The sequence below is a fragment of the Bradyrhizobium sp. Kon37 genome (assembly GCF_055807535.1).
In genome coordinates this window covers 168,583-194,316 of the sequence record NZ_JBVVOY010000011.1, presented here as the reverse complement: position 1 = coordinate 194,316, position 25,734 = coordinate 168,583, and the positions used below count along the sequence as shown (strand labels likewise).

General features: G+C 64.9%; 24 protein-coding genes. 11 read left to right on the top strand and 13 right to left on the bottom strand.

All coding sequences use genetic code 11. The features are described 5' to 3' along the window. Nucleotides 1–46: 46 nt before the first annotated feature. Entirely contained in the window at nt 47–514 is a 468-nt protein-coding gene (locus AC0L3J_RS21565) for a MarR family winged helix-turn-helix transcriptional regulator (RefSeq protein WP_456764990.1), read from the bottom strand. Between the two features lie 43 nt (nt 515–557). After that, nucleotides 558–1,481, bottom strand: a complete 924-nt coding sequence (locus AC0L3J_RS21560) for a LysR family transcriptional regulator (protein ID WP_456764991.1) — start codon at nt 1,479–1,481, stop codon at nt 558–560. A 108-nt stretch (nt 1,482–1,589) separates the two neighbouring features. Between AC0L3J_RS21560 and AC0L3J_RS21555 the strand changes: the two genes are divergently transcribed. From AC0L3J_RS21555 to AC0L3J_RS21505, 11 genes are all read left to right on the top strand, one after another. Next, nucleotides 1,590–1,913 carry a Dabb family protein gene (locus tag AC0L3J_RS21555; protein ID WP_456764992.1) on the top strand — a complete coding sequence of 108 codons (324 nt, stop codon included), beginning with the start codon at nt 1,590–1,592 and terminating at the stop codon, nt 1,911–1,913. Further along, complete coding sequence (locus AC0L3J_RS21550; protein WP_456764993.1) at nt 1,910–2,989, top strand: maleylacetate reductase; 1,080 nt, start codon at nt 1,910–1,912, stop codon at nt 2,987–2,989. Before AC0L3J_RS21555 ends, AC0L3J_RS21550 begins: the two co-directional genes overlap by 4 nt. A gap of 4 nt (nt 2,990–2,993) precedes the next feature. Then, nucleotides 2,994–4,367: an amidohydrolase family protein gene (locus AC0L3J_RS21545; RefSeq protein WP_456764994.1), complete on the top strand. Its 1,374-nt coding sequence runs from the start codon at nt 2,994–2,996 to the stop codon at nt 4,365–4,367. A 20-nt stretch (nt 4,368–4,387) separates the two neighbouring features. Continuing rightward, complete coding sequence (locus AC0L3J_RS21540; protein WP_456764995.1) at nt 4,388–5,290, top strand: NAD(P)-dependent oxidoreductase; 903 nt, start codon at nt 4,388–4,390, stop codon at nt 5,288–5,290. Nucleotides 5,291–5,305: 15 nt separating this feature from the next. After that, the gene (locus AC0L3J_RS21535; protein WP_456764996.1) at nt 5,306–6,190 is read left to right on the top strand and encodes an intradiol ring-cleavage dioxygenase; all 885 of its coding nucleotides are present in this window, start codon (nt 5,306–5,308) and stop codon (nt 6,188–6,190) included. Nucleotides 6,191–6,245: 55 nt separating this feature from the next. Then, nucleotides 6,246–7,640 carry an FAD-linked oxidase C-terminal domain-containing protein gene (locus tag AC0L3J_RS21530; protein WP_456764997.1) on the top strand — a complete coding sequence of 465 codons (1,395 nt, stop codon included), beginning with the start codon at nt 6,246–6,248 and terminating at the stop codon, nt 7,638–7,640. Beyond that, complete coding sequence (locus AC0L3J_RS21525) at nt 7,637–9,163, top strand: sugar ABC transporter ATP-binding protein (RefSeq protein WP_456764998.1); 1,527 nt, start codon at nt 7,637–7,639, stop codon at nt 9,161–9,163. Before AC0L3J_RS21530 ends, AC0L3J_RS21525 begins: the two co-directional genes overlap by 4 nt. Beyond that, on the top strand, nt 9,156–10,106 hold the full coding sequence (locus AC0L3J_RS21520) for an ABC transporter permease (protein ID WP_456764999.1): 951 nt from the start codon (nt 9,156–9,158) through the stop codon (nt 10,104–10,106). The genes AC0L3J_RS21525 and AC0L3J_RS21520 overlap by 8 nt, the downstream gene beginning before the upstream one ends. Further along, complete coding sequence (locus AC0L3J_RS21515) at nt 10,103–11,080, top strand: ABC transporter permease (RefSeq protein WP_456765000.1); 978 nt, start codon at nt 10,103–10,105, stop codon at nt 11,078–11,080. The genes AC0L3J_RS21520 and AC0L3J_RS21515 overlap by 4 nt, the downstream gene beginning before the upstream one ends. A gap of 42 nt (nt 11,081–11,122) precedes the next feature. Further along, nucleotides 11,123–12,097 (top strand): sugar ABC transporter substrate-binding protein, encoded by a 975-nt coding sequence (locus tag AC0L3J_RS21510; protein WP_027517121.1) that lies wholly within the window; start codon nt 11,123–11,125, stop codon nt 12,095–12,097. Between the two features lie 74 nt (nt 12,098–12,171). Continuing rightward, on the top strand, nt 12,172–12,459 hold the full coding sequence (locus AC0L3J_RS21505; RefSeq protein WP_456765001.1) for a YciI family protein: 288 nt from the start codon (nt 12,172–12,174) through the stop codon (nt 12,457–12,459). Nucleotides 12,460–12,619: 160 nt separating this feature from the next. Here AC0L3J_RS21505 and AC0L3J_RS21500 read toward each other — a convergent pair whose 3' ends face one another. From AC0L3J_RS21500 to AC0L3J_RS21450, 11 genes are all read right to left on the bottom strand, one after another. Next, the gene (locus AC0L3J_RS21500) at nt 12,620–13,612 is read right to left on the bottom strand and encodes an ABC transporter ATP-binding protein (protein WP_456765002.1); all 993 of its coding nucleotides are present in this window, start codon (nt 13,610–13,612) and stop codon (nt 12,620–12,622) included. Continuing rightward, entirely contained in the window at nt 13,609–14,598 is a 990-nt protein-coding gene (locus tag AC0L3J_RS21495; RefSeq protein WP_456765003.1) for an ABC transporter ATP-binding protein, read from the bottom strand. Before AC0L3J_RS21495 ends, AC0L3J_RS21500 begins: the two co-directional genes overlap by 4 nt. A 19-nt stretch (nt 14,599–14,617) precedes the next feature. After that, nucleotides 14,618–15,541: an ABC transporter permease gene (locus AC0L3J_RS21490; protein ID WP_456765004.1), complete on the bottom strand. Its 924-nt coding sequence runs from the start codon at nt 15,539–15,541 to the stop codon at nt 14,618–14,620. Then, the gene (locus AC0L3J_RS21485) at nt 15,538–16,479 is read right to left on the bottom strand and encodes an ABC transporter permease (RefSeq protein WP_456765005.1); all 942 of its coding nucleotides are present in this window, start codon (nt 16,477–16,479) and stop codon (nt 15,538–15,540) included. The genes AC0L3J_RS21490 and AC0L3J_RS21485 overlap by 4 nt, the downstream gene beginning before the upstream one ends. Before the next feature lie 17 nt (nt 16,480–16,496). After that, a complete protein-coding gene (locus AC0L3J_RS21480; protein WP_456765006.1) occupies nt 16,497–18,098 on the bottom strand; it encodes an ABC transporter substrate-binding protein in 1,602 nt (533 codons plus the stop codon). A gap of 141 nt (nt 18,099–18,239) precedes the next feature. Beyond that, nucleotides 18,240–19,910 (bottom strand): nickel ABC transporter ATP-binding protein NikE, encoded by a 1,671-nt coding sequence (gene nikE, locus AC0L3J_RS21475; protein WP_456765007.1) that lies wholly within the window; start codon nt 19,908–19,910, stop codon nt 18,240–18,242. Further along, entirely contained in the window at nt 19,907–20,755 is an 849-nt protein-coding gene (locus AC0L3J_RS21470; RefSeq protein WP_007608569.1) for an ABC transporter permease, read from the bottom strand. The genes nikE and AC0L3J_RS21470 overlap by 4 nt, the downstream gene beginning before the upstream one ends. Beyond that, nucleotides 20,752–21,786, bottom strand: a complete 1,035-nt coding sequence (locus AC0L3J_RS21465; protein ID WP_456765008.1) for an ABC transporter permease — start codon at nt 21,784–21,786, stop codon at nt 20,752–20,754. The genes AC0L3J_RS21470 and AC0L3J_RS21465 overlap by 4 nt, the downstream gene beginning before the upstream one ends. Nucleotides 21,787–21,811: 25 nt before the next feature. Beyond that, on the bottom strand, nt 21,812–23,431 hold the full coding sequence (locus AC0L3J_RS21460) for an ABC transporter substrate-binding protein (RefSeq protein WP_456765009.1): 1,620 nt from the start codon (nt 23,429–23,431) through the stop codon (nt 21,812–21,814). A 119-nt stretch (nt 23,432–23,550) separates the two neighbouring features. Next, a complete protein-coding gene (locus AC0L3J_RS21455; RefSeq protein WP_456765010.1) occupies nt 23,551–24,987 on the bottom strand; it encodes an NAD(P)-binding domain-containing protein in 1,437 nt (478 codons plus the stop codon). Continuing rightward, complete coding sequence (locus tag AC0L3J_RS21450) at nt 24,984–25,733, bottom strand: SDR family oxidoreductase (RefSeq protein ID WP_456765011.1); 750 nt, start codon at nt 25,731–25,733, stop codon at nt 24,984–24,986. Before AC0L3J_RS21450 ends, AC0L3J_RS21455 begins: the two co-directional genes overlap by 4 nt. Between the last annotated feature and the right edge of the window lies 1 nt (nt 25,734).

Here is a 25,734-nt window from a genome sequence, read left to right as displayed (position 1 = left end):
TATCCTGCATGGTAAGGATGCCTGACGATATCGTCAAGTAGCCTGACTACTCGAGCTCGTGGAGCGTGTCGAATTGCGCGCCGTAGACTGCCAATCCCTTCAGGATCGCATCCATCGTGGCCTTGCCGAGTTCGGCGCGCATCTCCTGCTCGGCAACGTCGACGGCGTCGCGGAACGCATCGAGCCATTTGCGTCCCGCCGGCGTGAACATGACGATGCGCGCGCGCCGATCGGTGGGATCGGCGATGCGATCGACCAGGCCGAGCTCGGCGCATTGATCGACCAGCTCGCCCATCGCCTGCTTGCTCATGGAGGCGCGGCGGGCGAGCTCCGTCAGTCTGGTCCCCTCGACGTCGAGATTGCGTGTGAGGCCGACATGCGCGATCCGCGTTTCGCCATGCCCCTTCTCGCTCATCAGCTCGAGCACACGACCTTCGAAGCGCCGCACTGCGTTGTTGAGCAGCCGACCGATGTTGGCATGCCGCCATGCGGTGCCGGATGTCCTGGCTTTCAATGGATGTGCCTTCTGCAAAGCCGCCTGAATTCGAAAATGTCGCTCACTTCGCTGCGTCGATCCAGATCCCCGGCTGCGAATGCTCGCGGATGTGGGTGACCAGGAAGTCGGAAAAGACCCTGATCTTGGCGGGCAGTCCGGCACGGTTCTGGTAGGCGATGTTCATCGTCAGCAGCGGCAGCTCCCAGTCCATCAGAACCGGGACGAGACGGCCCGCCGCGATATCGCTTTGCACGATGTACAGCGGCTGGATGAGAATGCCGAGTCCCGCCAGTGCGGCGCCGCGGATGACCTGGCCGTCATTGCTGTCGAGCGTCGGCGTGATGCGAACAGTCTGCGCGCCGTTGCCTTTGCGCAGGCGCAGCGAATAGGGATCGTTGGCGAGATTGTAGACCAGCATGTTGTGGCGCGCGAGATCGACGGGCTGTTCCGGCTCGCCGCAGCTTGCGAGATAGGACGGCGCAGCCGCGAGCACACGCCGCATCTGGCCAATGCGGCGGACGATGATGTTTGAATCCGGCTCCTGCTCGCGCGTCCTGATCGCCACGTCGATGCCGGCCTCGATGAAATCGGAGTACCGGTTGGCGGTGGTGATCTGCATGTTGAGCTTCGGATAGCGCGCGCGGAAGGCCGGCAGCATCGGCGCCAGATAGATCACTGCAAAGGACAGCGAGCTCGTGACCCGCAGCGTGCCCTGCGGCGACAGCGCGCGATCGCTGACGATGTCCTCGGCCTCCGCCAGTTCGCTCAAAACCCGGCTCGAGCGTTCCAGCAGCTCCTGCCCCGCCTCCGTCAACCAGAGCCGACGGGTGTTGCGCTCGATCAGCCGGACCGCAAGGCGCTCCTCGAGCGCGCTGAGATGCCGGCTGGCGGCAGCATTCGACATGCGCAGCGCTTCGGCAGCTTTGGACAGGCTGCCGAGTTCGGCCGTCTTGGCGAACACTTCCAATTGGAGCAGGCGGTCCATTTTTTCGCAAACAGGAAAAGAGACTTACGATTATTGACCTTTATTTCCACATCCCGCAAGTCAAAATGACCCAAACAGAAGCAAGATGGCAGGCGAGGAAGCAGGGAAATGTCGGGCCCGATCAGGCACATCGTGATGTGGCGGCTGCGCGGGGAGACGCCCGCGGAGCGTTCCGCCGCCCGGGTCAAGGTCAAGACCCTGTTCGAGGGCTTGCGCGGCCGGATCGACGGCCTCACCCATATCGAGGTCGGTGTCGATGTCAGCAACGTCGACTACGCCTGCGACGTCGTTCTGTTCTCCGAATTCACCGACCACGCTGCGCTCCAGGCCTACGCCACCCACCCGGAACATCTGCGCGTACGCGAGGCACTGGGCGACTTGCGGATCGGACGCTTCCAGGTCGATTATCCCATCAAAGAGACCGGCACATGATCGGTACGTTCACCTTTGAAAACCTGCCCTGCCGCGTCGTGTTCGGCAGCGGAACGCTGGCCTCGGCCAAGGCCGAGGTCGAGCGGCTCGGCGGCAAGCGCGCCCTGGTGCTGACAACGCCGCAGCAGGAGGCGCAAGGCAAGAGCTTGGGCGCGGCGCTCGGTCTGCTCTACGCCGGCATCTTTCCGGGCGCGACCATGCACACGCCGGTCGAGGTCACGGAGCGGGCGCTCGCGGCGATGAAGGCGTGCGATGCCGACTGCGTCGTCTCGCTCGGCGGCGGATCCACGACCGGGCTCGGCAAGGCGCTCGCCCTGCGCACCGGGATCAACCAACTGTGCATTCCCACCACCTATGCCGGCTCGGAGATGACGCCGATCGTCGGCCAGACCGAGAACGGACTCAAGACCACGGTACGCGACGCCGCCATCCTGCCGGAGACGGTGATCTACGATGTCGATCTCACTTTGACGCTGCCGGCGAGCCTGGCCGCGACATCAGGCATCAATGCGATCGCGCATGCAGCCGAAGCGCTCTACGCGCGCGACACTAATCCGGTCACGTCGCTGATGGCGGAAGAAGGCATACGCGCATTGGCACGTGCCCTGCCCGCCATCGCCGCCAAGGGCGACGATCGCGAGGCTCGCACCGAAGCGCTCTATGGCGCCTGGCTGTGCGGCGTCTGCCTCGGCACCGTCGGCATGGCGCTGCATCACAAGCTCTGCCACACGCTCGGCGGCACCTTCGATCTGCCGCATGCCGAGACCCACACCATCGTGCTGCCGCACGCGCTGGCCTACAACGCCCCGGCCGTGCCCGACGCGATGGCGCGGATCTCCCGCGCCATCGGCGCCGCCGATGCATCGCAGGGGCTTTTCGAGCTGGCGAAGCGGCTGGGTGCGAAGCTCGCATTGCACGACATCGGCATGCCCGAAGCCGGCATCGACAAGGCTGCGGATCTCGCGGTCACCAACGCCTACTGGAACCCGCGCCCGCTGGAACGAGACGCCATCCGCGACCTGATCGCGCGCGCCTGGGCCGGTGAGCCGCCCGACGCCACCAAAGCGGCAGTTTGATTCGATGCGGCGCATGCTGATCAAATCCGCTGTCATCATCAGCATGGATGACACGATCGGAGATTTACCGAGTGGCGACGTGCTGATCGAGGGGAACCGCATCGTTGATTTGCGTCCATCGATCGATCTCGGCAGCGGCGCGACTGAGGCCGAGATCATCCACGGCACCGGGCGCATCGTCATCCCCGGCCTGATCAACGCCCATATGCACACCTGGCAGACGGGCTTGCGCGGCTATGCCGCCAACTGGACGCTGCTGGAATATTTCCGCCGCATGCATGCCGGGCTCGCTACGGTGTTCAGGCCCGAGGACATTTATGTCGCGACCTTGGTGGGCGCGCTGAACCAGATCAACCAAGGCACCACCACGCTGGTCGACTGGTGCCACAACAATCCGACGCCCGATCATACCGACGCCGCCGTGCGCGGCCTGATCGAGAGCGGTATCCGCGCGGCCTTCTTCCACGGCTCGCCCAAGCCCGAACCGAAACCGGGCGAGCCGCATTTCTCGGAGATCCCGCATCCACGCCGTGAGATCGAGCGCCTGCTGGCGGGGCCCCTCGCCGACCGCGACGGCCTCGTCACGCTTGGGCTCGCGATCCTCGGCCCGCATTACTCGACGCTCGACGTCGCCATGCACGATTTCCGTCTGGCGCGCGAGTTCAAGCTGATCGCATCGATGCATCAGGGCGGCGGTCCCGCCAAGACGCAGGGTGGCTGGGAGAAGCTGATCGAGGCGGGTCTCGTCGGCACTGGAATTAACATCGTGCACGGCAACGACCTGCCTGACGATCTCCTGGACCGGATGGTCGATCTCGGCGTCTCCTTCTCGGTGACGCCGGAGAACGAGATGATCCAGGGCCACGGCTTTCCGATCACCGGACGGCTGCTCGAGCGCGGCGTGCGGCCGACTATCGGCATCGATCTGGAATCCGTGCTGGCCGGAGATCTCCTCTCCGCCGCGCGCGTTGCACTCTCGATGCAGCGGGCACTCGACAACGCCGAGTCGCGCAAGGCCAGCGGTGCCATTCCGGCAACGACCACAATCCCCGTCCGCGAGGCGCTGCGCTGGATCACGACGGAAGGCGCCCGCATGCTCGGCCGCGAGGACCAGATCGGCTCGCTGACACCGGGCAAGCTCGCCGACCTCGTCGTCATTGATGCCAGCGATCTCAACCTCGTCCCTGTGCACGATCCTGTGTCCACCGTGGTCATGCAGACGAGCCTTGCCAACATCGAGGCCGTGATGATCGGCGGCGTCTGGAAGAAACGGAATGGTCGGTTGCTGGCCGACGGCCTGGAGGCGAAAAAGCAACTGCTCGTGCAATCGGGCCGGCGGCTGGTGCAGGACATCGAACGACAGGGACGCGCCGCTTGAGCGTCCCAAGGACAACAACAATGACTGATATGCCAAAGAACATCGCTTTCATCGGGATCGGCAAGATGGGCCTGCCGATGTCGGTGCTTGTCGCCAAGGCTGGTTACACCGTGACCGCGTTCGACCGGAGTGCCGCACGGCTCGACGAGGCCCGCGCGCAAGGCATTTCGATTGCCGCTTCAGCGGCCGAGGCCGTGGACGGCAAGGCCGCGATCGTCACGTCCTTGCCCGATGACGCTGCCTTGCGCGGCGCATTGCTCGGCCCCACCGGCCTCATCGCCGCCATGGCGGCTGGATCTGTCCTGATCGAGACCAGCACCGTGAGCGTCGAGGCGTCCGCAGAGGTCGCCGCCGCCGCCCAGGCGCGCGGTGTCCTCTACCTGCGGGCTCCGGTCTCGGGCAATGCCAGCATCGTCCACACCGGGGCGCTGAGCTGCTTCGTCTCGGGCCCGAAGGACGCTTACGAAAAGGCAAAGCCGCTGCTCGCCGCCTTCACCCGCGCCCAGACCTATCTCGGGCCCGGCGAGGAAGCGCGATATGCCAAGCTTGCGGTCAATTTGATGATTGCGGTGTCGGCCGCCATGATGGCGGAGAGCCTGGCGCTGGCGCGCAAGGGCGGCATCGGCTGGCAGGACATTCTGAAGGTTCTCGACGACAGCGCGGTGGCCTCACCGATGGTGAAATACAAGACCGAGCCGCTGCGCAGCCGCGATTTCGACTCGACCTTCTCCTGCAGGCAGATGGCCAAGGATCTCGACCTGATCCTCGGCGCCGGCCACGCCGTCGGCGTGCCGCTTCAGCTCGCGGCCCAAGTGCGCGAGACCTATGGCTCGCTGGTCGCGCAGGGCGACGGCGACGCCGACTTCATCGCGACCGTCAAGCATCTGGAACGGCTGTCCGGGCTTGGCGAACCCAAACTCTGATCCACGGAGGCACCCATGCGCAATTTCAATGAGAACACGATCACGGACGCGGTGCTGGAACGGATCGCGGGCGCTACCGACCCGCGGATCAAGCAGGTCAGCGAAGCGCTGGTGCGCCACCTCCATGCCTTCGTCCGCGAGGTGCGACCCACCCAGAAGGAATGGGAGTACGGGATCGACTTCCTGACCCGCACCGGTCACATGTGCGACGACAAGCGCCAGGAATTCATCCTGCTGTCGGACGCGCTCGGCGTCTCCATGCTGGTCGACGCGATCAATCATCCGGTGCCGGAAGGCGCGACCGAGACCACGGTGCTCGGTCCGTTCTTCGTGCAGGCGTCGCCCGAGAAAGACAACGGCGAGGACATCTCCGGTCCCAAGGAGGGCGATCCGATGCTCGTCACCGGCTCGGTGTCGACCGTCGACGGACGGCCGCTTGCCGGCGCCGTCGTGGACGTCTGGCATTCCGACCATGACGGCTATTACGACGTGCAGCAGCTCGACAAGATCGGCGACCTCGCGATGCGGGCGCGCTTCCACACCGACCAGAATGGTCGCTTCAATTTCTGGTCGATCAAGCCGGCTGCCTATCCGATCCCGCATGACGGCACGGTCGGCGACATGCTGGAGGTCCAGGGCCGCCATCCCTGGCGCCCGGCACACGTGCATTTCATGATCTCGGCGCCCGGCTTCGAGCAACTCGTGACCCATGTGTTCGTGGCCGGCGACCAGTATCTCGACTCCGACGTGGTATTCGGCGTCAAGGACAGCCTGATCCGCGAATTTGTGCGGTGCCCGCCCGGTCGTGCGCCCGATGGTCGCATGGTGGACAACGAGTATTTTCATCTCAACTATGATTTCGGCCTGAAGCAGGTCGCGAGCAGCGCGAGAGCCGCATAAGCTGAACATCGCGGACCAGACAAGAGTCCGACAACAAGGCAGACAGGGAGCAAGGATGGGACCGCGGGTCAGCACGAGCATATTGGCCGATCGCCTCACAAGCATGATCGGCCCGCGCGCAAGCGTCGCGCGTGGCGTGCTCGATCAGCATGGGCAGAGCGAGTCGCATTATCGCAACCTGCCGCCCGACATCGTCGTCTTTCCTGAAACCACGCAGGAAGTCGCGGAGATCGTCAAGCTGTGCGCGGGCGCGAATATGCCGATCGTGCCGTTCGGCGCCGGGACCTCGCTCGAAGGCAATGCGGCCGCGGTCGCGGGCGGCGTCTGCTTCGACTTCGCACGCATGAACAAGGTGCTGACGGTGCACGACAGCGACCTGGATGTCGTGGTGCAGCCCGGCATCACCCGAAAGCAGCTCAATGCCGAGCTGCGCGGCACCGGACTTTTCTTTCCGATCGATCCCGGCGCCGACGCCTCGATCGGCGGCATGACGTCCACGCGCGCCTCCGGCACCATGGCGGTGCGCTACGGCACCATGAAGGACAATGTCATGGCGCTGGAGGTGGTGCTGGCCGATGGCCGCGTGATTCGGACCGCCCGGCGCGCGCGCAAGTCAGCCGCCGGTTACGACCTGACGCGCATGTTCGTCGGTGCCGAGGGCACCCTCGGACTCCTCACCGAGATCACGCTGAAGGTACATCCGGTGCCGCAGGCGATCTCGGCCGCGGTGTGCAGCTTCGACACCCTGCAGGACGCCGTCGACACCGCGATCTCCGTGATCCAGTCGGCGATCCCCATCGCGCGTATCGAGTTGCTCGACGAGGTCATGATGCGCGGCATCAACGCCTACGCAAAGCTCGGCTATCGCGAAGCCCCGACCCTGTTCTTCGAATTCCATGGTTCCGAGACCTCCGTCGCCGAGCAGGCCGAAGCCGCACAGGCGGTTGCCGCCGACCATGGCGGCCATGGCTTTGCCTGGGCCAAGGCACCGGAAGACCGCAGCCGGCTCTGGCACGCCCGCGACAACACGCTCTATGCGGGCCTGGGCCTCCGCCCCGGCGCGCGTGCCGTGATCACCGACGTCTGCGTGCCGATCTCGCGGCTGGCGGAATGCCTCACAGAAACCCGGCGCGACGCGGAGGAGCATGGTTTTACGGCACCGATCGTCGGCCATGTCGGCGACGGCAATTTCCACATGCTGATCCTGATCGACCCGGCAAGGCCGGAGGAAGTCGAAGGCGCCACGGCGCTCCAGGCCCGCATGGTCGCCCGCGCGATTGCCATGGACGGCACCTGCACCGGCGAGCACGGCATCGGGCTCGGCAAGATCGATTATCTCGCTGATGAGCTCGGCGAGGCCGTCGATGTGATGCGGTCGATCAAGACCGCGCTCGACCCCAATGGCCTGATGAACCCCGGAAAGATCTTTGCAAGCGGAGCGCGCGCATGAGCACCGCCGCATTGGCCGTCGAGCCCGCCGCCCCCACGCCGCTGCTGGAGCTGCGCGGCATCAGCAAGGAGTTTCCCGGCGTCAAGGCGCTGGATGACGTGTCCTTTGCCGTCTTTCCCGGCGAAGTTCATATGCTGCTGGGCGAGAACGGCGCCGGCAAGTCGAGCCTGATGAAGGTGCTGTGCGGGGCCTACCGCGCCGATGCAGGTGAGTTCTACTACAAGGGCGAGCCGGTCGCGATCAATTCGGCCGCGGACGCGCAGAAGCTCGGCATTGCCGTGATCTTCCAGGAATTCTCGCTGGTGCCCCATCTCGATATCGCCCAGAACATTTTTCTTGGCCGCGAGCCGAAGGGCCGCATCCCCGGCACCATCGACCGCCGCAGGATCTTGGCCGACGCGGCGCGCGTGCTCGGCACGATCGGGTTTGACATCGATCCCTCCACCATTGTCGACAAGTTGGGAGTGGCGCAGCAGCAGATGGTCGAGATCGCCAAAGCGATCAGCCAGAACGCGCGGATCCTCGTGATGGACGAGCCGACCGCAGCGCTGTCCGATCGGGAGACCGAGCTGCTGTTCGCGCTGATCGGGCGGCTGAAGGCCGACGGCGTCTCCATCGTCTACATCTCGCACCGCATGGCGGAGGTATTCGCGCTCGGCGACCGCATCACCGTTCTGCGCGACGGTCGTCGCATCGACGGCGTTCGCCCGGCCGACGTTACGCCGGACCAGCTCGTCCGCATGATGGTCGGTCGCAATGTCGATATGACCTATCCGCGCAATTTTGCCGACAAGCCCGGCGAAGTGCTGCTGGAGGTCAAGAGCCTGAGCGCCACCAGCGGAATCTCCGACGTCAACATCGAGGTGCGCCGTGGCGAGATCGTCGGCCTCTGTGGGCTGGTCGGCTCGGGTCGTAGCGAGGTCGCGCGCGCGATCTTCGGGGCCGATCCCGTGACATCAGGCGAGATCGTCTTCGATGGCAAGACTATCTCCGGCGAGCCTGATCTCGCCGCCCGCCGCGGCATCGCGCTGATCCCGGAGAGCCGCAAGAGCGAGGGCCTCGCGCTGTTGCGGTCGGTGGGGGATAATCTGGTGGTGTCGGCGCTGCGAAAGCTGTTCCCGAGCGGTCTGTTTGATCAACGCAGCGCGCAGCGTACCGCCGACGGCCTGATCCGTCAGCTACGCATTGCGACGCCCAGCGCGCGCCAGATCGTCGGTCTGCTCTCGGGCGGCAATCAGCAGAAGGTCGTGATCGGCAAGTGGCTCGCCGCCGGCTCGAAACTCTTCATCTTCGACGAGCCGACCAGGGGCATCGACATTGGCGCCAAGGCCGAAATCTTTGCACTCATCGACCGCCTTGTCGCAGAAGGCGCGGCGGCGCTGATGATTTCGTCCGAACAGGTCGAGATCTGCCATGTCTGCGACCGCGCCTATGTGATGCGCGAGGGGCGCATCGCCGGGCACCTCGCGCGCAACGAGCTGACCGAGGAGAACATCGTGCGACTGGGGATGCATCATGCGTGAGGCCGCGGTCGTCTCTCAACCGAATCCGCTGCAACGCATTCCCGGCGTTGCCATCGTGCTGGTGCTGCTGATCGCGCTGTTCAGTACGATCGCGCCCGGCTTCCTGTCGGTCGCCAACCTCTCCAACGTGCTGGTGCAGTCGACGATCCTGACCATGCTCGCGCTGCCGATGACCTTGATCATCATGACCGAGGGGCTGGACCTGTCGATGGGCGCGGTGCTGACGCTGACCTCGCTCTGCGTCGCCATCGTCTCGCTCGCGACCCATTCGATGTTGCTCGGCCTCGGTGCCGGGCTCCTCGTCGGCGCGGCGTTCGGCTTCGCCAACGGCTGGCTGGTTGCGATCGTGGGCATCCCGCCGTTCGTTGCGACCTTGGGCACGCTCGGCATGGCGCAGGGCCTGTCGCTGATCGTCAGCGACGGCCAGAGCGTCGTCGGCATCCCCCACAGCGTGCGCGACATCTATTCGGCGACGCTCCTTGGCATCCCCGTGCCGATCGTGATGGCGCTGGTGACCTACGCCGCCTTTCATGGCCTGCTCTATCACACCCGCTTCGGCACCTATATCTTCGCACTCGGCGGCAACCGCGAGGCGCTGCGCTATGCCGGCCTCTCGCCCAACAAGCTGCTGATCGCGGTCTATGCGATCGGCGGCGCCATGGCCGGCATCGCCGGCCTGCTAATGACGGCGCGAATGAATTCCGGGCATCCAACCGCGGGCCTCGGTCTCGAATTCGATGCGATCGCGGCCGTCGCCGTCGGCGGCACGTCGTTCGAGCGCGGCAATGGCTGGCTGCTCGGCACTGTGCTCGGCGTGCTCTCGGTCGGCGTGCTGCGCAACGGGCTGAACCTGATCTCACTGCCGTCCTCGGTCCAGGTCGCAAGCGTCGGCGTGCTCGTCATCGTCGCGCTGTTCCTGGATGGCCTGCGGAGCCGCGCATGACCGACATCAGCAAAGAGGCCATCGCGCCGCCCCGCTCGTTCCTGTCACAGGACGCGATCCAGGTATTCTATCGCCTGCTCGCGGCGCTGCTGATCTGTGCGGTGCTCGCCGTGCTCAGCGATTCCTTCCTGAGCCTCGGCAATATCCTCAATGTGCTCAGGCAGGCGAGCCTGACCTTCTTCATCGCCTCCGGCCTGACGCTGGTGGTGCTGACCGCGGGTCTCGATCTTTCCGTCGGCGCCAATGTCGCGCTGTCCGCCTGCATCGCCGGGACCGTGATCCACAAGACCGGCTCGCCGGCGCTCGGCATCCTCACCGGGCTTGCCTGCGGCGGCATCGTTGGCCTCCTCAACGGCGTCATGGTCACCGCGCTGCGCATCCCCTCCTTCATCGCGACCTACGGTATGCTCTGGGTGCTGAACGGTCTCACCTATTGGTACATGGCGGGCGAAACCCTTCACGGCTTTCCGGCAGGCTTTCGCCAGATCGGCAGTGGCTATCTGTTCGGCTTGCCGATCCCGGTCTATCTGCTGCTGGTGTTCCTCGGAATCGGGACGCTGTTTGCGCAGCGAACGATCTGGGGCCAGGAGATCTATGCGATCGGCGCCAATCCGGTCGCGGCACGGCTCTCCGGCATTCCGGTCGCGCGCCGCCTGCTGCTGGTCTACGCCGTCTCAGGCACCATGGCGGGGCTCGCCTCGATCATCTTCCTGTCGCGGCTCAATTCGGCCGAGGCCGACATCGGCGAAAGCCTGACGCTGCCCGCAATCGCCGCCGTGCTGATCGGCGGCACCTCGCTGTTCGGCGGCGTCGGCACCGTGTTCGGCACCTTCATCGGCGCATTGATCCTGACGCTGGTGCTGAACGGCATGAACCTCTTGTCGGTCAGCGCCAACTGGCAGCCGCTGGTCACCGGCATCATCGTCATTCTCGCGGTCTGGCTCGACATGAAGACCCGGCGCCGCGCGCAATGAGTTCTTGAACGACCAACAAGCAAAATGAGGGATGGAGGCAACATGAAACAGACACTGGGTTATTTGGCGCTGCCGCTGCTGATGGCGGCCGCGCTCACCACGCAAGCGCGAGCCGACGGCGAGACCATCGCCGTCTTCACCAAGAACCAGACCAATCCGTTCTTCCAGACGGTGCGGGTCGGCGCCGACAACATGGCGAAGACGCTGAACGCGAAGACGCTGCAGTACATCCCGACCAAGCCCGACAGCATTCCCGAGCAGCTCAGCCAGATCGAGGACGTCGTGGTGAAGAAGCCGAGCGCCATCGTCTTCACGCCGGTCGACTACAAGGCGATGGTGCCGGGTGTCGAGAAGATCAACGAAGCCAAGATCCCCGTCGTCAACATCACCGATCGCTCGGCTGGCGGCAAGTTCCTGTCCTTCGTCGGCGCCGACGATTACAGCCTCGGGCTCGAGACCGCGCGCTTCCTGCTCAAGACCTTGGGCGGCAAGGGCAACATCGTCATCATCGAGGGCGTCAAGGGTTCGCTGACCAATGTCGACCGCGTCCGCGGCTTCAACGACGCGCTGAAGGAAAATGCCGGTGCAAAACTGCTGGCCTCGCAGCCCGGCAATTACCAGCGGCTCCAGGCGCTCCAGGTGATGGAGAATCTGATGCAGTCGAACGCGCAGATCGACGGCGTGCTCGCCGCCAACGACGCCATGGCGGTCGGCGCGATCGAGGCGCTCGACGGCGCCAACCGCAAGGCGCAGGTGATCGGCATCAACGGCACCAAGGAAGCGATCGACGCAATCAAGTCCGGCAAGCTGCTCGCGAGCGGTGACTACAACGGATTTTTCCAGGGCTGCCTTGGCACCATGATGGCGATCCGTTCTTTGCGCAACCAGCCCGTCATCGCCGAGATCGTGCTGAAGCCGACCGTCATCACCAAGGACAATTACCAGCCGTTCGACGTGCCGCTGGAGCAACGGAGCTGCCCGACTTTCGAGGAAGCCAGCAAGCTCGGCGGCAAGTAACCGAGCATCACGATAAGCCCGGACGGCCGCGGTCGCGGCCGTCCCAAGAAAACGAGACATAAACGGAGACCATCATGCTGTTCGCCATTCACGCCCTCGACCGCGCCGGCGCGCTACCGACCCGGCTCGCCCATTACGACGCCCACAAGGCTTTCCTGAGCGACACCTCGCGCTTCGGCGTCGAGATCGTGATGTCGGGGCCGCTGGTCTCCGACGACGGCGCGACCATGATCGGCAGCCTGTTCCTGATCGAGGCGCCGGGCCGTGGCGACGTCGAAGCTTTCAATCGCGCCGATCCGTTTGCGGCTGCCGATATCTGGGAAAAGGTCACGATCACGGGCTTCCTGCGCCGCCAAGGTTGAAGGCGACTCAACAAAAAACGCGAAAACAACCCCATGCACAGTAGAACGCCGTTGTTTTTACACACGAATTTTCGTCGCAAACGTCTTTGACTCGTCGGGCAAAACAGGAGCAGAGTGCCATCCTCACCCGATTGTCGAAAGGTTTGCCGCCGGCCTAACGCTAGCCGCTCATCACCGTCGCCCCATCTTCGAGATGACAGGCCACCCACTGCTCGGGTCCAGCCGCGCGCAATGTCGGCTCCTCGGTCCGGCAGCGATCGAACACGAGCGGGCAACGGGTGTGGAAGCGGCACCCGCTCGGCGGGTTGATCGGGCTCGGCACGTCGCCCTTGAGGATGATGGGATTGCGTTGGGCCCCCGGCTCGGGCAGCGGGACCGCCGAGAGCAATGCCTTGGTGTAAGGATGCTTTGGCGCGGCGAAGATCTCGTAGCGCGGCGCCACCTCGACGATCTTGCCGAGATACATCACCGCGACGCGATGGGTCATGTGCTCGACGATCGCGAGATCATGGCTGATGAACAGCAGCGCCAGGCCGAACTCGCGCTGGAGATCCTGCAGCAGATTGACGATCTGGGCCTTGACCGAGACGTCGAGCGCCGAGACCGCCTCGTCGCAGACGATCAGCTCGGGCTCGGCGGCGAGCGCCCGCGCGATGCCGATGCGCTGGCGCTGCCCGCCGGAGAATTCGTGCGGCCTGCGGTTCAGCGCCTCGCGCGGCAGGCGCACGGTATCCATCAGCGCCGTCACGCGGGTCTCGAGATCGATCGCGGATTTGGCGAGGCCGAAATTGCGGATCGGCTCGGCTAGGATGTCGCGCACGCGCATGCGCGGATTGAGGCTCGAGAACGGGTCCTGGAACACCACCTGCACGCGGCGGCGCATCTGGCGCATCGTGCTCGGATGGGCGTCGTCGATACGCTGGCCGTCGAGGATGACCTGCCCTGCCGTGATGTCGAACAGGCGCAGGATCGCACGGCCGACCGTCGATTTGCCGCAGCCGGACTCGCCGACCAGCGAGAGCGTCTCGCCGCGCGCGATCTCGAACGACACGCCGTCCACCGCATAGACCCATTCGGACTTGCGGCTGAACAGGCCCTTTTTGACCGGGAAATGCTTCTTGAGGTCGTTGACCTGGAGCAGCGGGGGACTCATGCCGCGACCGCTCCCTTGGCCGCATAGTGGCAGGCCGCAACGTGACGTGGCCCCTTCTCTTCGAGCCCCGGCGCGTACTGCCGGCACAGATCGGTCGCGAGCGCGCAACGTCCGGCGAAGACGCAGCCGACGATGGGCTTGCGCAGATCGGGCACCTGCCCCGGGATCTCTGCCAGCCGTCTCGCGGTGCCGGTCAGCGACGAGCCGAGCCGCGGCACTGCACCGAGCAGGCCCTGCGTATAGGGATGACGCGGCGATCGGAACAGGTCCGCCACCGGCGCCTCCTCGACCTTACGGCCGGCATACATGACCATGACGCGCTCGGCGATCTCAGCGACGACACCGAGATCATGGGTGATCAGGATAATCGCCGCGCCAACCCGGTGCTTGAGATCCAGCATCAGCTTCAGGATCTGCGCCTGGATCGTCACGTCGAGGGCTGTGGTCGGCTCGTCGGCAATGAGCAGCTTGGGATTGCAGGCGAGTGCAATGGCGATCATGACACGCTGGCGCATGCCGCCGGAGAGCTGATGCGGATATTCGCGCACGCGACGGTTCGGCTCGGGAATGCCGACCAGAATCAACATCTCGATCGCGTGTGCCTCCGCGGCCTGCTTGTCCAGGCCCTGGTGGATCATCAGCGTTTCGCGGATTTGACGCCCGACGGTCAGGACCGGGTTGAGGCTGGTCATTGGCTCCTGAAAAATCATCGAGATGTCGTTGCCGCGGATCGCGCGCATCTCGCGATCCGACAGCTGAAGCAGGTCCTTGCCCGCAAAGCGGATGCTGCCGGAGATCCTGCCCGGCGGTTCCGGGATCAGCCGCATCAGCGACATCGAGGTCACCGACTTGCCGCAGCCGGACTCACCGACGATGGCGAGGGTCTCGCCCTTGTTGACATGGAACGACACGCCTTCGACCGCGCGGTTGATGCCGCTGGGCGTGCGGAAGTGGGTTTGCAAATTCTCGACTTCAAGCAGCGCCATCGGGATCAGCCTCGAAACATCAGAGGCTCTTGGCCATGCGCGGATCGAGCGCATCGCGAAGGCCATCGCCGAGCAGATTGACGGCGAGCACGGTGACGGACAGGAAGGCCGCCGGAAAGAACACGATGTAGGGCTTGACCTGCCACAGCGCCCGCCCCTCGGCCATGATGTTGCCCCAGGACGGAATGGTCGGTGGCGTCCCCGCGCCGATGAAGGACAGGATCGCCTCCGTGATCATCGCACTGGCGCAAATGTAAGTCGCCTGGATCAGCATCGGCGCCAGCGTGTTGGGCAGGATGTGGCGCAGGATGATCATCGGCGTACGCGTGCCGCAGGCGACCGCCGCATCCACATAAGGCTGCTCGCGCAGCGACAGCACGACGCTGCGCACCAGGCGCGAGACGCGTGGAATTTCGGCGACAGTGATGGCCAGGATGACGTTGCCGACGCTGCCGCGTGTCAGCGCCATCAGCGCGATCGCCAGCAGAATCGGCGGGATCGACATCAGGCCATCCATGAAGCGCATCAAGATGCCGTCGGCCCAGCGGATGAAGCCGGAGACGATGCCGATGGCAAGACCGACCGCGGACGCGCATATCGCAACTGACAGTCCGACCGTGAGCGAGACCCGCGCGCCGAACAGCACGCGCGAATAGATGTCGCGGCCGAGGACGTCGCTGCCAAACCAGTAAAGCGCCGACGGCGCGCGGGTGCGCTTGGCCGGCGCAAGTGCGGTCGGATCCACCGTTCCAAGATAAGGTGCGAAGATCGCAATCAGGACCAGAATCAGCAGCAACGTGCCGCCGATGGCGACGGTGGGATGCCCCCGCAGCAGGCCGATGAAGCCGCGCCGGATCACGACGGGCCGAAGAATCTCCGGCAGTTGCGGCGCGAGGACGAAGCCGGCCGGCAGCGCCTGCGGATTGACGGTCGTGTCGGTCAATAGCGGATCCTCGGGTCAACGAGCGTATAAATGACGTCGATCATCAGATTGACGAGGACGTAGACGAAGCTGAACAGCAGCACGATGCCCTGGATGACGGGATAATCGCGGCGCAGGATCGCGTCGATCGTGAGCCGGCCGAGGCCGGGAATCGCGAACACGCTCTCGGTGACGACCGCGCCACCGATAAGGAGCGCGATGCCGATCCCGATCACCGTGATGATCGGCACCGCCGCGTTCTTCAGCGCGTGGACGAACAGGATGCCGCCCTGCCCGAGGCCCTTGGCGCGCGCGGTGCGGATATAATCCTGCTGCAGCACTTCGAGCATGGTGGCCCGCGTGATACGCGCGATCAGTGCGATGTAGACACAGCCGAGTGCGATCGACGGCAGGATCAGGTTTTGCAGCCAGGGCCAGACGCCCTGGGCGAGCGGCGTATAGCCCTGCACGGGAAGCCATTCGAGCTCCAGCGCGAAGATATAGGCGAGGACATAGCCGACGACGAAGACCGGCAGGGAGAAGCCGAACACGGCAAAGGCCATGATGGCCCGGTCGATCAGGCTTCCCGCCTTCCAGGCCGCCAGCACGCCGAGCGGCACCGCGACCACGATCGTGAGCAGGAGCGTGACCATCATCAGCGACAGCGTCGGTCCGAGACGCTGCCCGATCATCGTCGAGACCGGCAAATTGGTGAAGATCGAGGTGCCGAGATCGCCGTGCAGAATGCGCCAGACCCAGCTGCCGAACTGGATCAGGAAGGGCCGATCGAGGCCGAGGCTCTGACGGATGCGCTCCACATCCTCCGGACTTGCCTGATCGCCCGCGATCACCACGGCGGGATCCCCCGGCGCGATGTAGAGCAGGCTGAACACGAACAGCGCGACGATCGCCATCACGGGCAAGGTCGAGGCGATACGCCGGAGGATGTAGGAGAGCATCTGGTTTCAGCGCAGGGTCATGCGGATTTCGACACGCCCCAGAAGAACGGCAGCGGTCCTTTCGTGATGCCGGAGACGTTCTTGCGCCAGGCCGTGTAGCTGAGGAAGAAGCCGGTCGGCGCGTAGACGACGTCCTCGAGCGCGACCTTGTTGAGGCGGGCGACCGCGGCCTTCTCCTCGTCGAGGTTCTTGGCCTCGAACCAGGACGTAACCTCCTTCTCGGTGCCGGGGCTGTTGGGCCAGCCGAACCAGGCCTTGTCGCCGTTGGCGCGAATGGCGGTGTAGGGCGCCGGATTGATGCAGTCCGAACCCGCATGCCAGGTGTGGAACATGTTCCAGCCCCCCTGCCCGGGTGGCGTCTTCTGCGCGCGGCGGGAGCCGACCGTGCCCCAATCGGTCGCGACGAAATCGACATTCATGCCGAGCTTCTTCAGGAGATCGGCGGTCACATCGCCGAACGCCTTGGTGATCGGCTGGTCCTGCGCCACCAGGCACGTCACCGGCTGGCCGGAATAGCCGCTCTCGGCGAGCAGCTTCTTGGCAGCGTCGAGATCGCGCTTGCCCTTCAGGACCTCGCCGCCCGCCTCGGTGTAGAGCGGCGTATCGGGCGTGAAGAAGCCGGGCAGCGACTTCCACAGCGAATTGTCGTCGCCGACGAGCGCACGCATATAGTCTTCCTGGCTCATCGCCATCAGCACTGCGCGCCGCGCTCGCACGTCGTTGAAGGGCGGATACAGGAAGTTCATGCGGAACGAGCCGACATTGCCGAGCGGATCGCCGATGTCGACGCTGATGTTCTTGTTCTTCTTCAGGATCGGGACAAGGTCCGCGATCGGGTTCTCCCACCAGTCGATCTCGCCGTTTTGCAACGCGGCCGCGGCGGTCGCCGGATCGGGCATCACGATCCATTCGACGCGGTCGAGCAGCATCTGCTTGCCGCCGGCGAGCCACGACGCCTTCTCCTGCCGCGGCACATAGTCGGCGAACTTTTCGAACACGGCTTTCGCACCGGGGACCCATTCACCCTTGGCGAACTTCATCGGCCCCGAGCCGACATAATCGCCAATCTGCTTGAACGGGTCGGTCTGCGCAATGCGCTCCGGCATGATGAAGGCGCAAGGCGAGTTGTTCTTGCCAAGCGCATAGAGCATCTTCGGGAATGGCTGCTTCAGCACCCATTTGAAGGTGCGGTCGTCGACAGCGGTGAGTTCCTGTTGCAGCGCCTTGAGCATCAGCCCCATCGGGTCGCGTGCCGCCCAGCGGGTGAGACTCGCAACGACGTCCTTGCTCAGCACCGGCTCGCCGTCGTGGAATTTGAGTCCCGGTCGCAATTTGAACGTCCAGGTGGTGCCGTCGTCGGTCACTTCCTCGGATTCGACCATCTGCCGCTGCGGCTGCAGCGAGGAATCGACGCCGTAGAGCGTATCCCAGACCAGCGCGGCGGCATTGCGCACGACATATTGCGTGCCCCAGATCGGGTCGAAATTGGCGAGGTTTGCTTGCGGCACGAAGCGCAGGGTGCGCGCGGAGGCGCCTTGTGCGATCGCCGGGGCCGAAAGGCCGCTCAATGCCAGACCGCCTGCGCCGGCCAATCCCTTCAATACGGTCCTGCGATCCATGAAATCCTCCCAATAGTGCCGTGATGCCGGCCATCGTTGGCCAAGAACAGGTGAAACCAGAGCTCATTGGCGAGCAAATGGTATGCCACTAACCGGACCTTCGCCAGCGGGATATCCGCACCATTTGGACCGGTCGAGACCTCAAAGCGCGGCCGCCAGCACTGGCCCGGTCTCGATATGCGGGATCGCCTCGACCAGCTTGCGCGTGTAGTCGGTCTTGGGATTGTCGAAAAGCGCCCGGCTCTCGCCCTGCTCCACGATGCCGCCATTGCGCAGCACGATGGTGCGGTCGCAAAGCATGCGCACCACGTTGAGATCGTGGCTGACGAACAGCAGTGCGATGTCGTTCTCGCGCCGCAGGCGGTCCAGCAGTTGCAGTACCACCGCTTGCACGGAGACATCGAGCGCAGCGGTCGGCTCGTCCAGCACCAGGAGCCGCGGCCGGCAGGCGATGGCGCGGGCGATGCCGACGCGGGCCTTCTGGCCGCCGGAGAGCTGATGCGGAAAGCGCGGCAACAGATCCAGCGGCAGCCCTACACGTTCCGCGCAGTCTTCCACCCGCCTGCGCAGCGCATCGCCTCCACGCATACGATCGAGCCGCATCAGGGGATGGGCGATGCAGTCGAAGGCGGTGAAGCGCGGATTGAGGCTCTCGTTCGGGTCCTGGAAGACCATCTGGATGTCTTTGCGGAAGCGCGAGCGGTGAAAGTCGCGCGACGCCACGTGGCCGATCGACTGCCCGTCGAACACGATCTCGCCCTCGCTCGGATCGATCAGGCGGCAGATCATGCGCGACGTCGTGCTCTTGCCGGAGCCGGATTCGCCAACGAGGCCGACGCTCTCGCCGCCGGCCATCGTCATGGAGAAGTCCGCCACCGCCGCGGCGCCCTCGTCGAAGCGTTTTGCGAGCTTGCGCACTTCCAGCAGCGGCGGCGTCCCGTGAACGGGCTCCTGCCTGGGCCTGCTGACGACGGCCGCGTAGCCTTCCCGCTCCTCTTCCGTCACGAGGTCTTCGATTTGGGAGGTCGCAGTCGGCGACGCCGCCACCAGACGCCTGGTATAGGCGTGCTGCGGCGCGCCGAACAGCGTCCTCGGGCTTGCCTCTTCGACGATGCGGCCGCGCTCCATCACGGCGATGCGGCGGCAATATCGCGCCGCGAGGCCGAGATCGTGCGTGATCAGGATCGTCGCCATGCCGCGCGCGGCGGCAATCTCCGCCAGGAGGTCCATCACCACCTTCTGCGTGGTGACGTCGAGCCCGGTTGTCGGCTCATCGGCGATCAACAGCGCGGGATTGCAGGAAATCGCAATCGCGATCATGACGCGCTGGCACATGCCGCCGGAGAGTTCGTGCGGATAGGCGTTCATCCGGGTTTCGGGATCGCGGATCTGGACGGCGCGCAACAGCTCCAGCGCCTCGGCACGGGCGGCGTCCTTCGATATCCGCTTGTGCGTGAGAATCGCGTCCGCGATCTGCAGGCCGATCGCCCGGATCGGATTGAGCGCCGCCCGCGGGTTCTGGAAGATCATCGACATCGCGGCGCCCTGGAGCTGACGGAGATCGTCGCCCCTGAGTTTTGTGACGTCCTGGCCGCGAAACAGGATTTTTCCGCCAGTGACGCGCCCGGCTGCATCGAGCAGCCGCGTCGTGGCAAAACCGGTCACCGACTTGCCCGATCCGCTTTCGCCGACGAGGCCAAGCACCTCCCCGGCTTCGACCGTGAGCGTCACGCCGCGCACGGCCTCGACCATCCCTCGTCGCGTCGAGAATGCGACGTGGAGGTTGTCGATCCTGAGCAAGTCCCCGCTCATGTGCGCATGCGCGGATCGAGAATGTCCCGCATCCCGTCACCGAGGAGATTGAAGCACAGCACGGCCATCATCAACGCGAGGCCCGGGAAGGCCACCAGCCACCATCGCCCCGTCGAGATGAAGCGGGCGCCCTCCGCGACCATGATGCCCCATTCCGGCGTCGGCGGCTTGACGCCAAGGCCGATGAAGGACAGGCCGGCGGCGTTCAGGATCGCCCAGCCGAGATTGAGCGAGATCTGCACCGCCATCGCCGGCAGGATGTTCGGCAGCAGGAAGCGCAGCACCACCGAGAAATGACTCTCGCCGCAGGAACGCGCCGCCTCCACCCAGCCGACATTGCGCCGGACGTTGACCTCGGCGCGCGCGAAGCGGATGTAGAAAGGAAGATTGATGATCGCGGTTGCGATCACGATATTCTCGATCCGGTTGCCGAGGGCTGCAACCATCGCCATCGCCAGAACGAACAGCGGAAAGGCCATCATGACGTCGACGAAGCGGCCGACCGAGCGGTCGAGCCTGCCGCCGGCATAGCCGCAGAAGGAGCCGACGACGGCGCCGATCACGAAGGAGATGCCGACCGCCGAGACCGCGATGGCGAGATCGAGCCGGGCCGCAACGACGAGGCGGCTGAACACGTCGCGCCCAAGCTGGTCGGTGCCGGCAAGATGCGCCGCGCTCGGCGGCTGCAGGGCTTCCGAGACATTGGAGACGACGGGATCATAGGGCACGAGCCACGGTCCGAAGATCGCGACCAGGACAAACAGCAGGACACCGGCCGCGGCGACGCCGGTCAGCGGGTTGCCGCGCAAAATCCAGACCGAATGGCGGAGGGTTGCGCTGGTCATCCGATCGACACCCTGGGATCGGCGATGCCGTAGCAGATGTCGACCACGAGATTGACCAGCACGAAGATGCCAGCCATCAGCAGCACAAAACCCTGCACCGGCGCATAGTCGGACGACAGCAGCGCGTCGAGCGCATAGGAGGCGACGCCCGGCCAGGAGAACACCTTCTCCACGAGGACGTTCGCGCCAAGCATGGTCGAGAACACGATGCCGGCAATGGTGATGACGGGAAGGATCGCATTGCGCAGCGCATAGGTGACGACGACCTTCTGCCAGGACAAGCCGACCGAGCGCGCGGTGCGCACGAAATCGCTGCCGAGCGAGACCAGCATCGAGGCACGCGTGATCCGCGCCAGCGGCGCGATGACGAACAGTGCCATGCTCACCGCCGGCAGGATCAGCTGCTTGCAGGCCGCCCACCAGCCCTCGATGTCGCCCGTGAGCAGGAAATCGACCGACAGGAAGCCGGTGCGCTGCGGCGGCAGCGAGGTGAAGACGTCGATCCGCCCGGTCGGATCAGGCGCAAGACCGAGCAGATAGTAGAAGACATAGATCAGCAGCAGGCCCGAGACGAAGGTCGGCACGCAGACGCCGAGCGCGCAGAACAGCCGCACGCCGTGATCGACCAGCGATCCCGGTTTCAGGGCTGCGACCACGCCGAGCGGCACCGCCGCGATCAGCGCGATCAGGAGCGCCGTGAAGGTCAACTCCAGCGAGGCCGGCAGCCGTTCGCGAAGGTCCTTCAGGACCGGCTGTCCCGTCATCATGGAGCGGCCAAGATTGCCGCGGCCGATATCGGACAGATAAAACACGAGCTGCTCCGGCACCGACTTGTCGAGCCCCATCTGCTTGCGGATCTGCTCGATCTCCTCCTTGCCGGCATTGGGCCCCGAGGCGAAGAATACCGCGGGATCTCCGGGGAGGACCCGCATCAGCAGAAAGGTGAAGACCAGCACGCCGAACAATGCCGGCAGCGACGACAGAAGCCGCCTTCCCGCCCGCACCACCGTCGCACCAAAACCGGTCATCACCACTCAGAGCCCTTGCATGTCGAGATTACTTGCGGCTGACGTCGCGATAGTCGACCTGACGATGGAACTCGTAGGTATAGCCCTCGATCGACGAAGCCATCACGGCGTCCTGGTTCGGCTGCCACAGCGGGATCTGCGGCATCTCGCTGAAATGGATCGCATTGAGCTTGCGGCCATCCTCCTCGTACTTGGCCTTGTCGGGCTCGAAGCGCGCTTCCTGCGCGATCGTCGCCAGCTCCGGATTGTTGATCGAGCTGTAATTCCAGCGCTGATTGCCGGTGTAGAAGTTGCGGTAGAAGTAATCGGTCGAGGGCAGCCAGGCGACGATGCCTTCCGTGAACAAGGGCAGCTTCTTCTCGTTGATCTGCGTCGACATCTGCGCGTCCGGCAGCTTCTGGATGTCGACCTTGATCCCAATCTTGGCAAGCGATTCCTTCACGAGCGCCGCCATCGGCTCCGCGGTCGAGGCCTGGCCGACGTTGAAGCTGAAGGTGGTCGAAAAACCCTCCGGGAGTCCAGCGGCCTTCAAATATTCCCTCGCCTTGTCGAGATCGGTCTTCACCGGCGCCTGGAACGGATAGATCCCGTTCAGCGGCTTGCCATCCGGCCAAGTCGCACCGAACAGCGGCGCGCCGCGGCCGAACAGGGCAGCCTTGAACATGTCCTCATAGGGCAGCGCGAATGCGACGGCGCGGCGGACATTGACGTTGTCGAAGGGCGGGATCTGGTTGTTCATCGAGACGAAGGTGATCGAATTGTATTGCGGCGTCGAGATCACCTTGAGCTTGCCCTTGGCCTCGAGCGACTGCACGTCGCTGGCCTGGAGATCGACGACGAGATCGGCGTCGCCGCGCTCGACCAGATTGGCGCGGGTCGCGGGCTCCGGCACGGACTGCACGATCACGCGCTTGAAGAACGCCGGCTTGCCGGGCGAGCCGCGGTTCCAGTCCTCGTTGCGCTTGATGATCACCTGCTCGCCAGGCTTGAAGCTCTCGATCACGTAAGCGCCGCTGCCGGCGGTGTGCTCCTTCAGCCACGCCGTGGCCCAGGGATCTTCCGGGGTCGCGTGCTCCTTGGCGACCTTCGAGTTGATGATCAGCGGGTAGACCGTGGCGAGATTGGGCAGCGCGAGCTTGTCAGGCTTCGGCAGCGTCACTTCGATCGTGAGGGGATCGATCACCTTGAACTGGTCGGCCGACGTCAGCGATCCCGTCAGCAATTGCGCCTTGCCGAGGATCGGCGCGGTGACGCAGCGATCGAGCGACCATTTGACGTCCTCGGCAGTCACGGGCGAGCCGTCCTGGAACTTGGCATCCTTGCGCAGACGGAACGTCAGCTTCAGTCCGTCCGGGCTGACGTCGTAGGATTCGGCGAGCTCGCCGGTGATCTTGTCGAGATCGAACACCCATTTGCCGTTGAGCTGCTTGCGGCCGAACGCGACAAGGCGGTCGTAGGTGCTCATGCTCAGCGCGAAGGATTCGCGCGTCGAGCCCGGGATGTTGGGATCAAGGGTGTTGACGGACGCGCCGGTGACATAGCGCAACGTCTCGGCCCTGGTCTGCGCTTGCGAGGGCGCGGTGGCGACGAGCAACAACGCGGTGGTGGCGAGCACGGAGGATGCCGACCTGAAAGACACAAAACGCATTTGTTTTCCCCAAAATTCTCGACAGGAACGCCAGCAGGACAGGTTAAGAAAGAAGCAAGTTGCGCGCCAGTCTCATGATGCGCTCTTGCGGACGCTTTGTCGCGGCGGCGCATGGACAATCATCGCGATTCCTCCATGTTTCGCGCTGGCCGCGTGACCACGGCCTGCGGCACGTCATAGGCGCGGAGCGAGGCCCAGTGCCGTTCGACATCGGCGCGGAACAGGCCGCGCGTCAGGCCATTGACCAGCTTCGGCACTGCGGTCGTCATCGCGTTGATCGACGATCCCGAAGGGCCAAAACTCATGGTGGAGGCGATGGCGAAAAGATGGATATTCGAGATCCACGGCGTCCCGCCCGCGACACGCTCGGTGAAGGCGTAGTCGTCGGCGAGATAGGGAAAGCGGCCGAGCCGCGCGCTGCGTTCGCTCTCCGGGGGATGGTAGCGGTCGGCCCAGGTTGCGATATTGCCGGCAAATGTGCGCAGCTCGCCACGTCCAGAAAAATCCATGTCGATGCCGGTGCCGCAGATGACGAAATCGGCCGCGATGACGCCGCGCGGCGTCTGCAATTCGATGCCCTTGCCGGTCTCGCGCGCGGCCTCAAGCGGAGCGCCCTCGTGCAATGTGAAATTGGCATGGCGCGCACAGCGATCATAGGTCGGCTGCGGAAAGCCTTCGCGCATCTCGAGGATGGTGCGCATGAAGCGCCAGCGCCAGGCATCATCGAGATCGCTGAGATGGCGGAGGAAGCCGCGAAACGTCAGCCAGCGATAGGGCTGGATCAGCTGGATCTGCGCCCGACGACACAGCAGATGCACCTCCGCCGCGCCCGCTTCCAGCGCGGTTGCCGCATTGTCGAAGGCAGATGCGCCGGCGCCGATCACGGCGACGCGCTTGCCGCGAAGGTTTTCGAAATCGATGTCATCTGCGACAGTTGCGACCGAGCTCATGGGCAGATGGCTCAGCGGCTCGGGGATCATCCAGTTTCCCATCCCCTCCTGCCCCGTCGCCAGCACGATCTTGCGCGCATGGAGCGTCTCGACGCCATCGCCACGTTTCACGCGTGCAGCTAGCAAACCATCCGCCGCCGGCCGGATTTCCAGGAGCTCGCAGCCGTTCCGAACCGGCAATGCGATCGTACGTCGCAGCCAGAGCAAATACTCGGCCCAGTGCTCCCTCAGGATCAGATTCAGCGTCTGCCAGCTTTCCTTGCCGAAGCGGGCCTCGTGCCAGGACTGATAGGTCAGGCTCGGAATATCGAGGTCTGGTCCCGTATAGTCCTTCGGGCTGCGCAGCGTCGGCATGCGGGCATAGGTGAGCCACGGGCCTTCCTTCCCCTCCTCGGCCTTGTCGAGCAGCAGGATGTTGCTGACGCGGGAGCGCATCAGGCCGAAGCCGATGGCGATGCCGGATTGGCCGGCGCCGATCACGAGCACATCCAGCGTCGGCTTGCCGTCCGGTCCTGTCTTCGGTTCGAGCCAGGCGGCACCGGGATGCGCAATCCGGGCGAGATCGGCGCGAACGTTCACTTCGAGCTCTGTCAGCGCATTGCTCATGCCGCGAGCCAGCCTCCGTCGACCACCATCACCGTGCCGGTCGTGAACGAGGACGCATCGCTGGCGAGGTGCAGCGCAGTCTGCGCGATCTCCTCGGCCTGGCCGAACCGCTTCATGGCGTGGCGATTGCGGGAGGTTTCCCGCACCTCATCCGCATTGGCGTGACGGGCAAAGCTGCGGCGAAGCATCGGCGTGTCGATCGCACCGGGCGCAATCGCGTTGACGCGAATGCCGTCCGCCGCGAAATCCACCGCCATCGTCCGCGTCAGGCTGATAATCGCGCCCTTGGCCGCAATATAGGCGCTGTTGTCCTTGCCGCCGGCAATCGCAAGCTGCGATGCCAGCGTAATGATCGAGCCACTGTTCTGCCGCTGCATCTGCGGCACGGCCGCCCGCGCCCACAGCCAGGTGCCGCCGACATTGGTGCGGAACACCGCATCCCAGTCGTCCGGGCTCGTCGTCAACACGGTGCCGCCGCAGGAGAAGCCGGCGGCGGTCATGATGACATCGAGCCGACCGTGCCGCGCCATGACGTCTCCGACGACGGTTTCGGCAAAGCTGGCGTCGCCGACGTCACCGACATACGCCGTCGCTCCGCCCACAAGGCTCAACGTTTCCTGAAGGCCCGCGGGATCGCGATCGACCAGAGCGAGATGCGCGCCCTCTTCCGCGAATAGCTTTGCACTGGCGCGGCCGATGCCGGAGCCTGCGCCTGTGATGATGGCCGTGCGCCCCTGCAGCCGCATC